Raw genomic sequence first — 14125 nt, 5'->3', positions numbered from 1 at the left:
GGTCGGTCGGCCTTGGATCGTTCCGTTCGGGACCGGTCCGCCTTGGGGCGGACCAGGGGTGGATGGACCGGGCCTGAGTCGCTCACGTCAGCCCGTCAGCCGCATCGTGGCGGGCCGCTCGTCGACGAAGGTCCGCGCGAGGGACCCGGTGCGGATCGGCACCGGGCCGCCCGGCACGGCGCGGGCGCCGCGGCAATCGAGCGGCAGGGCGACCACCACCTTCGTGCCGCAGGACGGGCTGCTCTCGACGATCAGTTCGCCGTGATGCAGCCCGACGAGGCCGCGCACCACCGAGAGCCCGAGCCCCGTGCCCTCGTGCGGGCGGCCGTAGCCGGCGCCGGCACCGAGGCCGGCCTGGAAGAACGGGTCGCCGAGGCGGGGCAGGTCGGCCTCGGCGATGCCGATGCCGGTATCGACCACCGCCATCTCGATCCGGTCGAACACCCGGCGCACCGAGAGCACCACGTCGCCGCCGCGGGGCGTGAACTTCACCGCGTTCGACAGCAGGTTGATCAGCATCTGCCGGCAGGCGCGGGCATCCGCCGCGACCTCCGGCAGGTCGGCGGCGATCTCGCGCCGCAGACGCACGCCGCCCTGGTCGGCGCGGATCTGCATCAGGTCGCAGACGCCGCGGGCGAGGCCCGCGAGGTCGAACGGCTCGGGCGCGTAGTCGAAGTTGCCGCTCTGGATCCGCGACATGTCGAGCAGCGCGTTGACCACCTCCAGCAGGTGCTGGCCCGAGGAATGGATGATGCCGGCATATTCCCGCCGCCGCTCGGGGCCGAGCGCCAGGGTCGATTCGGCCTCCAGCATCTCCGAGAAGCCGATGATGGCGTTGAGCGGCGTGCGCAGCTCGTGGCTCACGGTGGCGAGGAAGCGGCTCTTGACCTCGTCGGCGCGCTCGGCCGCGGCCCGGGCCTGGTCGAGCTCCTCGGCCCGGCGCTTGTGCTCCGAGACGTCCCGGGTCACCGCCACCACGGCGGCCTCGCCGGGGAGTGCCGGCATCGCCGCGCCCGGGATGCGGTGGGCCCGCATCTCGGCCCAGATCACCCGGCCGGTCCCGCCCGCCTCGCCGGCGGCGTGCAGGCGGAACTGCACCGTCACCGGCTGGGCCTGGCCGGCGGCGTCGCTCAGCGCGGTCAGGAAGGCCGGCCGGTCGGAGACATGGACGCGGTTGAACAGGCCGCGGCCCTCGAGCGCGTCCGGGGTCGTCCCGGCGAGCGAGCGGGCGGCCGGGCTCGCCTGCAGCACGCTGCCGTTGCGGTCGTGCCAGGTGACGAGGTCGTCGATGGCGTCGAGGAGCAGGGCGTCGCGCAAGGTCGCGGCATTCAGCCGGTCGCTCCAGCGGCCCTCGCGGCGGCAATGCTCCACGGACAACGCCAGCACGTGGCAGATCGCCGTGATGGCGAAGACCGGCATCGCCAGGGCCGCCGGCCAGGCGAAGAAACCGAGGCCCGGCGCGGGCTCGATCACCGCGACCGCCACCGCCCCCAGGATCGCGAACGCGGCCGCCACCAGGGCGGCCCGGTACGAGCCGGCGAGCAGGGCCTCGACCGGGATCATCACCAGCCAGATCGCCGCCGCCGAGGTCGGACCGCCCGTGAGGCTCGCCAGGCAGACAACGAGCCCGGTCAGCGCCGCCGAGGACAGGCCGTGGGCGAGCGTGAGGTTGCCGGTACGCGCCAGCAGCAGGGCCGCGATCACCGGGAGCATCAGGCAGGCCGCCGCCGCCGCCTCGACCAGCGTCGGAACGCCGCGCCAGAGCAGATAGGGCGGCAGCATCGCCATCAGCACCGCGCCGGTGGCGAGCCGCGAGATCAGGAACCGCTCATGGCGGGCCCGCTCGGCCGGGTCGCCCGCCGCGGTATCGTGGACGAGACCCGTCAGACGGGCATCGATCAGGGACGCAAAGGCACTGTTGATACGCACACCGCCACGCCAGCGCGGGTGACCTCGCGGCCCCGGCGCCCCTACACTGCGAACTGTCGAAACCCTCGCAGAGCCGGCTTAAACGAACGTTAGAGCGCGCCGAGACCGGGATTCTTGTCCCCCGGTCGCTCGGCGCGGGCGCGATCTCACCCGCTCGTCACCTCGCCCGGTCGTGCTTCAGCCGGTCATGGCCTCGGCCTCGTACCCGGCGCGGCCGAGAGCCTGGGCCACGTCGAGGGCCTGGGCGTCGGTCACGACCGCGACCCGGCCGGTCTCCAGGTCCACGTTCACCTGCGCCGCCGGGTCGAGGCGCTGGACCGCCTTCGTCACCGCCGCGACGCAGCCCTGGCAGGTCATGCCCTCGACCTTCATCAGGAGTTCCATCCGCTCGCCCGACCGATCCGTCATCGCACGCGCTCCTTTGCCGCTGCGGCGCACCAGGGCCGCGCAAGCCATCTCGGGTATTGCGGCATTCCGGACAAGGGTGCCGCGAAATCCGTGGGCAGCCCGAGGCGGCGTCTTGCGGGTCCACGGCGCCTCGGCGACAACCGGGAAGGCCGGGATTTGCGGAACCCGTCCTGTTCTCGATGCGTAAGAGGTATCGCGATGGCCCTCATCACCGGCCGGCGCGCCGGCGGGTCGTCGGTGAGCCGGGTTGCCCTCAGCCTCTCCTTCCTCGCGGCCGGCGGGCTCTGCCTCGCGGTCGCGTTCCTGTCCGCGCCGCTCCTCGGGGCCGTGGCCGGGACCGCCCTCGCGGCCGCCCTTCTCGGCGGGGTGGCCACCGCGCTTGCCATGCGCCGCGCCGGACGCCTCGCCCGCCAGGTCGAGAAGATGTCGGGCGAGATCGATCTGCTCTCGCGCCGCCTGGTGACGCTGGAGCAGCGGGAGACGCCGGCCGCCCCGGCGGCGGACCTGGAGAGCGGCCTGTCCGAGGTCACGGCCGAGATCGGCCTGCTCGGCGGCATCGTGCGCGAGCTCGCCATGGCGGTGGCGGTCCAGGACGAGGACCTGACCCGCCTGAAGGCCGGGCCGGCCGCCGCGGTCCAGCCCGCGGCCCCCGCCTTCGTACAGCCGCCCCAGGCCCCCGTCCCTCAGGCTCACACCGCGCAGGCCCCGGTCCCGCAGGCTCCGGTCCCGCCCGTGCATGTTCAGGCGGCGCCCGCCTACGCGCCGGCACCCCGGCCGGCCGCCCAGTCCGAGATGCGGGGCTACGCCGCGGCCCCGTCCGCCGGGTTCGCGCCGGCTGCGCCCGCCCAGCCCGCCGCACCGTCCTGGCTGGCCGAGCTCGCGGCCACGCCGGTGGCCCCCGCGCCCGCCGCCCCCATACCCGCCGCCCCGGCGCCCGCCGACTCGATCCTGCCGCGGGAGGCCGCCCCGGCGCCGCGCCGCCCCTTCGTGCCGGAGCCCGCCGCCGAGACCCATTCCGAGGCCGAGATCCTCGCCGCCCTCGCGCAGGGGCTCGAGGTCCACCTGCAGCCGGTCGTCAGCCTGCCGCAGCGCAAGGTGGCTTTCTACGAGGCCCTGGCCCGCCTGCGCGTCGGCGAGGCCCTGTTGTCCCCGGCGGAGTTCCTCCGGGTGCTGGAGCGGCACGGCCGCACCACCGAGCTCGACCGGCTGATGCTCGCCCGCGTGACGGCGATCGGCCAGCACCTCGCCTCCCGCGGCAGCGAGACGCCGGTGGCCTACGCCCTGTCGCCGGGCTCGCTGTTCGAGCCGGGCTTCCTGCGGGCCGTCGGCCGCCTGATCGACCTGCACCCGGAACTCGCCGGCCGGATGATCCTGGCGCTGCCGCAGCGCAGCTGGCGCAGCCTCGACGCCGAGCAGGCGAGCGCGCTGCGCTCCTTGCGCGAGCGGATCGGCCTCGCGGTCGACCGGGTGGCCGATCCGCGCCTCGACGCCGCCGCGCTCGCGTCCCTCGGGGCGAGCTACGCCAAGGTCGGCCTCGACACCCTGCTCGGCGAGCACGGCGCGGCGCTCGCCGTCTCCCTCGCCCGGTCGGGGATCCGGCTGGTGGCGGAGGGCGTCGAGCGCGAGACCGACGTGCCCGACCTGATCGACCTCGACCTGCCGCTCGCGCAAGGGGCGGTGTTCTCGCCTCCCCGCGTGGTGCGGCCCGAGGTGCTCTCGCCCCCCGCCCCGGAGCCGGCGCCCGAGCCGCAGCCGCCGGCGGACGACCCGCCCCCGCCGGTCCGCCGCGCCTTCCGGGACACGCTGCGCCGGGCCGTGTAGCGGATGACGAACCGGTAGCGGCGACCGCCCCTTCCGCCTAGCATTCGGGGACTTCTGCAGCTGAAAGGCCCCCGATGTCGGACCTCATCGCCCGCCGGATCGCGCAAGGGGCGGGCCGTGCGCCCGCCGATCTGGTGATCCGCGGCGCCCGCCTCCTCGACCTCGTCACCGGCGAGTTGGCGGAGACCGACATCGCGGTCTGCGGCGACACGGTGGTGGGCACCTACGGCCGCTACGAGGGTGCCCGGGTGATCGAGGCCGGGGGGCGCATCGCCGTCCCGGGCTTCATCGACACCCATCTCCACGTCGAATCCTCGCTCATCACCCCGCACGAATTCGACCGCTGCGTGCTGCCGCACGGGGTCACCACGGCGATCTGGGACCCGCACGAGCTCGCCAACGTGATCGGCACCGCCGCCTTCGACTACGCGCTCGCGGCCTCGGCTGAGACGGTGATGGACATCCGGGTCCAGCTCTCCTCCTGCGTGCCGGCGACCGGCCTCGAGAGCGCCGGCGCCCGGATCGAGGCCGCGGACCTGTCGCGCTACCGCGACCATCCCCGCTCGCTCGGCCTGGCCGAGTTCATGAACTTCCCCGGCGTGGTCGCGGCCGATCCCGGATGCCTCGCCAAGCTCGCGGCCTTCGAGGGCCGCCACGTCGACGGCCACGCGCCGCTCCTGTCGGGGCACGCCCTCAACGCCTACGCGGCCGCCGGCATCCGCACCGACCACGAGGCGACGGGCGCGCAAGAAGCGCTGGAGAAGATCCGAAAGGGCATGACCGTGCTGATCCGCGAGGGCTCGGTCTCGAAGGACCTGCACGCCCTCGCCCCGCTCCTCACCGAGCGCGCGGCGCCGTTCCTCGCCTTCTGCACCGACGACCGCAACCCCCTCGACATCGCCGAGGAGGGCCATCTCGACCACCTGATCCGCACGGCGATCTCGCTGGGGGTGCCGCCGCTCGCCGCCTACCGTGCCGCCTCGCTCAGCGCCGCCACAGCCTTCGGGCTCACCGACCGCGGGATGATCGCGCCGGGCAGGCGGGCCGACATCGTGCTCCTCGACGACCTCGAATCCTGCGCCGTCTCGTCCGTCTTCTCCGCCGGCCGCCTCGTCGAGGAGGCCCTGTTCGCCGCGCGGTCCGTGACCCCGCCGCCGGGCCGCCGCAGCGTGCGGGCCGAGCCGGTCTCGGCCGAAGACCTCGCCGTGCCGGTGCCGGCGGGCGAGACCTCGGTGATCGGCGTGGTGCCGGGCCGGATCATCACCGAGCACCGGCGCCTGACGCTGTCGGCGGTGCCGGACCTACACCAGGACGTGGCGATGGTGGCCGTGGTGGCGCGCCACGGCACCCGCAGCATCGGCCGCGGCCTCGTCCAGGGCTTCGGGCTCAAGCGCGGCGCCATCGCCTCCTCGGTCGGGCACGACAGCCACAACCTCTGCGTCGTCGGCGCCGATCCCGATGCCATGGCGCGGGCAGTCGACCGGCTGATCGCGCTGCAGGGCGGCTTCGTGGTGGCCGACGAGACCGGCATCCTGGCGGAATTGGCGCTGCCGATCGCCGGCCTGATGAGCGACCTGCCCTTCGAGGCGGTCCGCGACGCCCTGCCGGCCTTGCGCGAGGCCGCACGCGGGCTCGGCTGCACCCTGCCCGAGCCGTTCCTGCAGGTCGCCTTCCTGCCGTTGCCGGTGATCCCGCACCTCAAGATCACCGATCGCGGCCTCGTCGACGTCGACCGGATGGTCATCCTGTGATCGTCCGCTCCTGTGACGAGGTTGTGTAAACGATTTCAGTCCGGACGTTGCGTTCGGGGCGAACGGCCTTTAAGCCCGGTGCGACCTCCTGCTGCGATGCAGCGAGGACGAGGCGGGCAGGAGTGGCAGAGATGATCCGCGCGAGCCATCCGGGCGAGGTCGCGATCCTGAGCGGGATCGCCGGCATCGCGTCGAGCTTCGACCTGATCCTGTGCGACGTCTGGGGCGTGCTGCACGACGGCGTCCACGCCCACCGGGGCGCGAGCGACGCGCTGACGCGCTTCCGCGCCCTGCCAGGCGAGCGGCCGCGCCGGGTGGTGCTGGTCTCGAACGCGCCGCGGCCGGGCAGCGCCGTGCTGGCGCAGCTCGACTCGTTCGGAGTCCCGCGCACCGCCTACGACACCATCGTCACCTCGGGCGACCTCACCCGCCGGCTGCTCGCCGAGCGGGCGGACGCCCCGATGCACCATCTCGGGCCCGACCGCGACCTGCCGATCTTCGAGGGCCTCGATCTCGCCCGCGGCGGGCCGCATGATGCCGCCCACGTGGTCGTCACCGGCCTCCTCGACGACGAGGTCGAGACGGCGGCGGATTACCGCGCCGTGCTGGAGCCCTGGGCCGCCCGCGGCGTCACCCTGATCTGCGCCAATCCCGACCTCGTGGTCGAGCGCGGCGAGCGGCTGATTCCCTGCGCCGGTGCGATCGCGGCGCTCTACGAGGAGATGGGCGGCGCGGTGGTCTATGCCGGCAAGCCGCACGTCCCCGTCTACGAGGCGGCGCTCGCGACGGCGGAGGCGCTCGACGGCGGCGCTCCCCTCCCCCGCGACCGGGTGCTCGCCATCGGCGACGCGATCCGCACCGACGTCGCCGGCGCGCGGGCCTTCGGCATCGCCTCCCTGCTGGTGGCGCGCGGCATCCACGCCGAGGAGCTGGGCGTCGCGGCGGGCGCCCCGCTCGGCGACATCGCCCACTGGCTCGAGGCCCAGGCCGTGCATCCGGACGGCGTGATCGACCTGCTGCGCTGGTAGCAACGGCGAGAGGCCGGGACGCGGCGAGCCGCATCCCGGTCCTGTGGACGCGGGCCCACTCAGGAGAACAGGGCGTCGATCGCGTCCTGCGGGGTCGCCGGCCCCTTGAGCTGCGGGCCGTTGAGCAGCAGCGTCTCGGCGCGGGCCTTGCGGCGGGCCTCCTCCGGGTCGTGCTCGGCCTCGCCGTCGCGGACGTTCACCACGGTGGAGAACTGCGACAGGCGCTTCTCGAGCTGGCCCAGGGCCTCCACGACCTTGGAGATGCGCTGGCCGGTAATGTCCTGGAAGGTGCAGGCCTCGAAGATGTCGCCGATATGCGCCTCGACCTGGCTGCGGTACTCGTCGAGGGTCTTGGCCTTGATGGCCATCATCGCCTCGGCCGATTCCATGATCCGGTTGGTCGCGCTGGCGGTGGCGGCGACGACGCTGCCGAGCTCGTCATGCGCCATCGGGATGCGGTCGCGGGTGAGCTCCTGGGCCCTCAGCGCCGCGATGCCCCGCTTGAGCTTGGTGATGTAGTCGGCGATCTCGCGCAGCTCGTTCACCGCGGCGGCCTGGGGCGCCGGATCGGCTTGGGTCGCGCGGGCCACGGGCGCCTCCTGGCCGCCCAGCAGCCGGTTGAGGGCGGATCGCGGTCCCGCCGTCATCTGCCTGAGCACGTGGTCGCTCCCCGCGAATGGGTTGTTCTCGGATCGGATGTCCGCGGATCGTCGATCCTGGGACCGGGCATCTCGGGCGCGGATCTCATGCGCCAGCGATCACGGTACTCGGTGCGGCCGGGCGGTCCGGCGCGGGGGAGCGGCCGGCCTCTCGGCCCTGGCCGCCCGGTCCCGCGCCCGGGAGACGCCGCCCGTCACCGCGCCGGCGCGATCACGCGCCGCAGACCGCCTCGATCTTGGTCTTCAGCGTCTGGGCGTTGAACGGCTTCACGATGTAGTTGTTCACGCCGGCCTTCTTCGCCGCGATGACGTTCTCAGTCTTCGACTCGGCGGTGACCATGATGAACGGCGTGGTGCGCAGGGCGTCGTCGGCCCGGACGTGGCGCAGCAGCTCGTACCCGGTCATCGGCTCCATGTTCCAGTCGGAGATCACGAGACCGTACTTCTTCGTCTTCAGCTTCGCCAGGGCGCCGGTGCCGTCCGAGGCGTCGTCGACATCCTCGAAGCCGAGCTGCTTCAGCAGGTTGCGGATGATGCGGACCATCGTCTGGTAATCGTCCACGACGAGGATCGGCATGCCGAGGTCAAGGGCCATGGCTTACGGCTCCGGTGGCGGGCGCGACGCATCCCCGTGCGCGACGAACCCCGCTTGGATCATCAGGGGAAGCACCGGACGGCGCTTCTGGTCTGAGCTTGTACTTCCGCCCCCCTTGAGAAGGGGTTAATCCGGCCGGGCACCCCCGCCGCCCGCTTGCGGCTTGACCCCACGAGCGGATTTCGACAGGGTCCGGCCGCCTTCGGGACAGCCCCCGCTTCCGTCAAGCCAAGGACCGTTGATGCCGCGCGACGAGACTGCCCCGCGCCCCGTCGCGTCGCCCTTCCCCGTCCACCGCGACGGCGAGCCGGTGCCCGGGGCCCTCGGGGGCGCGGTCGCGGCGCTCGGCAATTTCGACGGCATCCATCAGGGCCACCGCGCCCTGATCGCGGCGGTGCGGGAGATGGCGGCGGATCTCGGCCGGCCGAGCGCCGTCCTCACCTTCGAGCCGCATCCCCGCGCCTTCTTCTCGCCCGACACGGCGATGTTCCGCCTCACCGGCGAGGGCGAGAAGCTCGCGGTGCTGCGGCGGCTCGGCATCGACGGCGCCTTCGTCCGCCGGTTCGACGCGGGGCTCGCCGGCACGAGCGCGGCGGACTTCGTCGCCGGGACCCTCAAGGGCGAACTCGGCCTGTCGGGCGTGGTGATCGGCCACGACTTCCATTTCGGCCGCGGCCGCGAGGGCACGCCGGCGATGCTGGAGGCGCTCTGCGCCGAGAACGGCCTCGCCTGCCGGATCGTTCCGGCGGTGGCCGCCGGCGGCGGCGAGGCGCCGGTCTCGTCGAGCGCGATCCGCGCGGCCCTCGAGGCCGGCGACGTCGCAACGGCCAACCACCTTCTCGGCTATCGCTGGTTCGTCGAGGGCGAGGTTCGCCACGGCGACAAGCGCGGCCGCACTCTCGGTTTCCCGACCGCTAACGTCGCGCTCGATGCCTGCGCGCTCGCCCACGGCATCTACGCGGTGCGCGCCCGCCTGAACGACGGCGGCGTGCGCGACGGCGTGGCGAGCTACGGCCGCCGCCCGACCTTCGACGACGGCGCGCCGCTCCTCGAGACCTACCTGTTCGACTTTTCCGGCGATCTCTACGGCCAGCGCATCGCGGTCGAGTTCGCCGGCTTCATCCGCGGAGAGGCGCGCTTCGACAGCGCCGAAGCCCTGGTCGCCCGCATGCACGAGGACGCAGCCGAGGCGAAGCGGATGCTGGAAGCGGACCGCACGCCCTCGATGCTGGGATGACCTTGGCTCGCGTGACCCGGCAGGGGTGAGGTGCCGGTTATCCGGACGCTATTCCGGGATGAATTCGCGGATCGGCGCGTCGTTGTCGGCGTCGCGCGCCCGCGGGCGCTTGGCGCGGCGCATCGTGCCGGGATCGTCGTCGGGGATCAGCAGCGGGTCGGTCGGCGTCACCGACCCGGTGGCGTCGACATCCTCCGGAATCGGCCGCGGCGGCGCACTCCGCTCCAGGGCGACGGCCGGGACGGTCGACAGCGCGGCGAAGGCGAGTGCGGAGAGCAGGATCTTCATGACGAAGCTCCGAGACGACTGAGCCTGTCCGTCAACCGCGCGAAGCCGCGCCCCGTTCCGTCGGAGGATCATGCCCCTGCTGACCGATCTCGGCGTCGCACTCGTCCTGTTCGCCTCGACCAACCTCGACGACATCGTCGTGCTGATCGGCTTCTTCTCGGATCCGCGCTACCGTCCGGGCCAGATCGTCGTCGGGCAAGGCCTCGGCATCGCCGCCCTGGTGCTGGCGGCGCTCGCCGGCGCGCTCCTGTCTCTGGCGGTGCCGCCGGCCTGGCTCGGCCTGCTGGGCCTCGTCCCGATCGGGCTCGGGTGTCGCCGCCTCGTCACCCTGAGGGACGAGGCGGAGGACGAGCCCGCGCGCGGCGCGGCCTCTCTCGGCAACACGCTCGCGGTCGCCGGGGTGACGATCGCCAATGGCGGCGACAATCTCGGCATCTACACGCCGGTCTTCGCCACCGCGCCGACCTCCCGGCTGATCCTGTTCGTCGCCGTCTTCGCCGTCATGACCGCGCTCTGGCTCGCCCTCGCCCGCGGGCTCGTGCGGCATCCGGCTTTGAGCGCGCCGATCCGCCGGTTCGGCCGGGTCGCGACGCCGTTCGTGCTGATCGGGATCGGCGCGATGGTGCTGGTCGAGGCGGGGACGGTGTCGTGGGTTACCGGAGGAGCCTCACGGGGATGACGTGCGTGGCGTTCGGCTCGGCGGTTTCCTGAAATCCGAGGCGCCGGTAGAACGCGGCCGCCTCTGCCGACACCGTGCGCAGGCGAACGACCCGGAAGTGACCCTCGGCCTCCCGGAGCAGGGCTCGCACCAGCACGGCGCCGAGGCCGAGGCGTCGGTGCGCCGCGAGGACGTAGAGGTGCCGCAAACGGCCGATCCCGTTGTCCGCGACGTAAGGATCGCCGTTCAGCCCGCCGACCCCGACGAGATGGCCGCCGTGCCAAGCTCTGAGCAGCCTCTCCCCGGGTCGGTCAAAGCGGTTGGCGCCGGTCGCATGGTCCTCGAACAGGCGGCGCACGAAATCGACGCCATGACACTCGCCATCCAGGCGCAGAGGCTCGGACGCGGCACCGAGAGTCGTGAGACGAGCGAGCGCGATGTCGGCGGGCGTCGTGGGGCGAGATCCGTGCAGCGCATCAGAGTCGCAGCCGTAGGCTGACGCTACGGTACGATACTTCGCAACGAGTGCCGACGATCGGACACTGCCCTCCCCGCAACACCCCGCTTCCCCCGCCCGCCCGCCGCTGCTAGAAGCGCCGGATGATCGAATCGCACCCGCGCCGCGTCGCCATCCGGCGAATTACGAGCCCGGCTTCCGCCTGAGGGCCGCTCGCGGCCGCGCGGAAGGCCGGGTTGCTGCCGTTTCGCCGCTGCGATTCCCTCAAGAGGGCTGCGCGTCCGCGCCCCAGACGAGCCTTGATTTCCATGACCGAGCATAAGCCCGAGCCTAAGCCCGCCGCCGGGCGCGACTATTCCGAGACCCTGTTCCTGCCGGTCACCGAGTTCCCGATGCGGGCCGGCCTGCCGCAGCGCGAGCCGGAGATCCTGGCGCGCTGGACGAGGACCGATCTCTACGCCCGCATCCGCGAGGCCGCCGCCGGCCGGCCGAAATTCGTGCTGCACGACGGTCCTCCCTATGCCAACGGCCACATCCACATCGGCACGGCGCTCAACAAGATCCTGAAGGACATCGTCGTCCGCACGCAGGGCGCGCTCGGGCACGACGCCAACTACGTCCCGGGCTGGGATTGCCACGGCCTGCCGATCGAGTGGAAGATCGAGGAGCAGTACCGCGCCGCCGGCCGCAACAAGGACGAGGTGCCGGTGGTCGAGTTCCGGCGCGAGTGCCGGACCTTCGCCGAGCACTGGCTGTCGGTGCAGCGGGAGGAGTTCAAGCGCCTCGGCGTCACCGGCGACTGGGACCATCCCTACCTGACCATGGCCTACCCGGCCGAGGCCGCGATCGCCCGCGAGCTGATGACGTTCGCCACCACCGGCCAGCTCTATCGCGGCTCGAAGCCGGTGATGTGGTCGGTGGTCGAGAAGACCGCGCTCGCCGAGGCCGAGGTCGAGTACGAGGACCACGTCAGCGACACCATCTGGGCCGCCTTCCCGGTCGTCGCCTCGAAGACGGCCCCGGACTTGCAAGACGCCCGGATCGTCATCTGGACCACCACCCCCTGGACGATCCCGGCCAACCGGGCGGTCGCCTATTCCAGAAAAGTATCCTACGGACTGTATCGTGTCGTTGCTGCGCCTCAAGAGAACTGGTCTCAACCTGGTGTTCGTTACGTTGTTGCTGACAAACTGGCGGGCGACGTCTTCAAGGCAGCGCGGGTCGAGTCCTTCGAGCGACTGAGCGACGTCTCAGGCGAAGACCTCGCCGGCCTGACGCTGGCCCACCCGCTCGCCGCCTGGAACGACGGCTACGGCCACGCCGTGCCGATGCTGGAGGGCGAGCACGTCACCGACGAGGCCGGCACCGGCTTCGTTCACACCGCGCCGAGCCACGGCCGCGAGGATTTCGAGGTCTGGATGGCCAACGGCCGCCAGTTGCGCGAGCGCGCCATCGAGACGACGATCCCCTACACGGTCGATGCCGACGGCGTGCTGACCGAGGCGGCGCCCGGCCTCACCGGCAAGCGCGTCCTCGACGAGAAGGGCCAGAAGGGCGACGCCAACAAGGCGGTGATCGCCGCGCTGACCGCCGCCGGAACGCTGGTCGGCCGCGGTACGCTCAAGCACAGCTACCCGCATTCCTGGCGCTCGAAGAAGCCGGTCATCTTCCGCAACACGCCGCAATGGTTCATCGCCCTCGACAAGCCGGTGGCGACGCTCAACGACGCGACCCTCCGCGACGTGGCGTTGCGCGAGATCGCCGTGACCCAGTGGGTGCCGCCGCAGGGGCAGAACCGCATCACCGGCATGATCGCCAACCGCCCGGACTGGGTGGTGTCGCGCCAGCGCGCCTGGGGCGTGCCGATCACGGTGTTCGTGCACCGCGAGACCGGCGAGCTTCTTCGCGACGAGACGGTCAATGCCCGCATCCACGCCGCCTTCGCGGCGGAGGGGGCGGATGCCTGGTTCACCGATGCCGACGGCGCCCGCTTCCTCGCGCCGGACTACGACCCGGCCGCCTACGAGAAGGTGACCGACGTCCTCGACGTCTGGTTCGATTCGGGCTCCACGCACGCCTTCACGCTCGACGACCCGGACGCCTTTCCGGGCCTCGCCGGCATCCGTCGCCGCCGCGACGGCGGTGAGGACACGGTGATGTATCTCGAGGGCTCGGACCAGCACCGCGGCTGGTTCCACTCCTCGCTGCTCGAATCCTGCGGCACCCGCGATCGCGCGCCCTACGACGTGGTGCTGACCCACGGCTTCGTCCTCGACTCCAAGGGCGAGAAGATGTCGAAGTCGAAGGGCAACACCGTCGCGCCGCAGGACGTGATCAAGAGCTCGGGCGCCGACATCCTGCGCCTGTGGGTGGCGGCCTCCGACTATACCGACGACCTGCGCATCGGCCCGGAGATCATCAAGACCTTCTCCGAGACCTACCGCAAGCTGCGCAACTCGCTGCGCTGGATGCTGGGCACGCTCGCCCATCACCGGCCCGAGGATCGCGTCGCCCCCGAGGCGATGCCGGAGCTGGAGCGCTTCATCCTGCACCGTCTCGCCGAGCTCGACGGCGAGATCCGCGACGCCTTCCGCACCTTCGACACCAAGCGGGTGGTGGCCCTGCTCAACGGCTTCATGACCGGCGACCTGTCGTCGTTCTACTTCGACGTGCGCAAGGACGCGCTCTACTGCGACCCGATCTCGTCGGAGACCCGGCGGGCCGCGCTCACCGTCGTCGACGAGGTCTTCCGGCGCGTCACCGTCTGGCTCGCCCCGGTCCTCGCCTTCACGGCGGAGGAGGCCTGGCTCGCGCGCTACCCCTCCGAGACGGCTTCGGTCCACACCGAGACCCTGCCGGAGACCCCGGCCGCGTGGCGCGACGAGGTCCTGGCCAAGCGCTGGGCCAAGATCCGCCGGGTGCGCCGGGTGGTGACGGGGGCGCTCGAGATCGAGCGCGCCGCAAAGCGCATCGGCGCGAGCCTCGAAGCGGCCCCGAAGGTCTTCGTCGCCGATTCCGATCTGCTGGCGAGCCTCGACGGCATCGATTTCGCGGAGGTCTGCATCACGTCGGACATCGCGGTCGAGGCCGGGGAGGGTCCGGCGGACGCCTTCCGGCTCGACGAGGTCAAGGGCGTCGCGGTGGTGCCGGCCCTCGCGCAGGGTCGCAAATGCGCCCGCTCGTGGAAGGTGTTGCCCAGCGTCGGCAGCGATCCGGACTACCCGGACGTGACGCCCCGCGACGCGCAGGCCCTGCGCGAGTGGGACGCGCTCCACGCCAAGGCCGCCGAGTAGA

12 protein-coding genes are annotated in these 14125 nt (G+C 72.4%); 6 read left to right on the top strand and 6 right to left on the bottom strand.

All coding sequences use genetic code 11. The annotated features are described in order from the left end of the window. Window positions 1-87: 87 nt before the first annotated feature. Window positions 88-1929, bottom strand: coding sequence for a HAMP domain-containing sensor histidine kinase (locus tag DK412_RS22800; protein WP_109973816.1), 1842 nt, complete (start codon window positions 1927-1929; stop codon window positions 88-90). 177 nt (window positions 1930-2106) lie between these two features. Next, window positions 2107-2337 (bottom strand): heavy metal-associated domain-containing protein, encoded by a 231-nt coding sequence (locus tag DK412_RS22795; RefSeq protein WP_245447189.1) that lies wholly within the window; start codon window positions 2335-2337, stop codon window positions 2107-2109. A gap of 198 nt (window positions 2338-2535) precedes the next feature. Between DK412_RS22795 and DK412_RS22790 the strand changes: the two genes are divergently transcribed. The 3 genes from DK412_RS22790 (at window position 2536) to DK412_RS22780 (ending at window position 6937) form a co-directional block, all read left to right on the top strand. After that, complete coding sequence (locus tag DK412_RS22790; protein ID WP_109973815.1) at window positions 2536-4158, top strand: EAL domain-containing protein; 1623 nt, start codon at window positions 2536-2538, stop codon at window positions 4156-4158. Between the two features lie 74 nt (window positions 4159-4232). Then, window positions 4233-5909: an adenine deaminase gene (gene ade / locus DK412_RS22785; RefSeq protein ID WP_109973814.1), complete on the top strand. Its 1677-nt coding sequence runs from the start codon at window positions 4233-4235 to the stop codon at window positions 5907-5909. A gap of 131 nt (window positions 5910-6040) precedes the next feature. Continuing rightward, entirely contained in the window at window positions 6041-6937 is an 897-nt protein-coding gene (locus DK412_RS22780; RefSeq protein WP_109973813.1) for a TIGR01459 family HAD-type hydrolase, read from the top strand. 59 nt (window positions 6938-6996) lie between these two features. On the opposite strand, the gene DK412_RS22775 is transcribed toward DK412_RS22780, so the two are convergent. Next, window positions 6997-7596, bottom strand: coding sequence for a protein phosphatase CheZ (locus tag DK412_RS22775; RefSeq protein ID WP_245447187.1), 600 nt, complete (start codon window positions 7594-7596; stop codon window positions 6997-6999). A gap of 211 nt (window positions 7597-7807) precedes the next feature. Further along, window positions 7808-8191 (bottom strand): response regulator, encoded by a 384-nt coding sequence (locus DK412_RS22770; RefSeq protein WP_048452414.1) that lies wholly within the window; start codon window positions 8189-8191, stop codon window positions 7808-7810. Window positions 8192-8432: 241 nt separating this feature from the next. On the opposite strand from DK412_RS22770, the gene DK412_RS22765 reads away from it, so the two are divergent. After that, window positions 8433-9428: a bifunctional riboflavin kinase/FAD synthetase gene (locus DK412_RS22765; protein WP_109973811.1), complete on the top strand. Its 996-nt coding sequence runs from the start codon at window positions 8433-8435 to the stop codon at window positions 9426-9428. Between the two features lie 48 nt (window positions 9429-9476). Here DK412_RS22765 and DK412_RS22760 read toward each other — a convergent pair whose 3' ends face one another. After that, entirely contained in the window at window positions 9477-9716 is a 240-nt protein-coding gene (locus tag DK412_RS22760) for a hypothetical protein (protein WP_109973810.1), read from the bottom strand. A gap of 70 nt (window positions 9717-9786) precedes the next feature. Between DK412_RS22760 and DK412_RS22755 the strand changes: the two genes are divergently transcribed. Beyond that, window positions 9787-10395: a cadmium resistance transporter gene (locus tag DK412_RS22755; protein ID WP_109973809.1), complete on the top strand. Its 609-nt coding sequence runs from the start codon at window positions 9787-9789 to the stop codon at window positions 10393-10395. On the opposite strand, the gene DK412_RS30320 is transcribed toward DK412_RS22755, so the two are convergent. Next, a complete protein-coding gene (locus tag DK412_RS30320) occupies window positions 10370-10732 on the bottom strand; it encodes a GNAT family N-acetyltransferase (protein ID WP_162596278.1) in 363 nt (120 codons plus the stop codon). The genes DK412_RS22755 and DK412_RS30320 overlap by 26 nt on opposite strands. A gap of 407 nt (window positions 10733-11139) precedes the next feature. On the opposite strand from DK412_RS30320, the gene ileS reads away from it, so the two are divergent. Next, window positions 11140-14124, top strand: a complete 2985-nt coding sequence (gene ileS, locus DK412_RS22745; protein ID WP_109973807.1) for an isoleucine--tRNA ligase — start codon at window positions 11140-11142, stop codon at window positions 14122-14124. The last annotated feature ends 1 nt before the right edge of the window (window position 14125 follow it).

This window comes from Methylobacterium sp. 17Sr1-1, assembly GCF_003173775.1.
Lineage (GTDB): Bacteria > Pseudomonadota > Alphaproteobacteria > Rhizobiales > Beijerinckiaceae > Methylobacterium.
The sequence above is the reverse complement of the archived record's forward strand: the minus strand, read 5'-3'. Positions and strand labels throughout refer to the sequence as shown.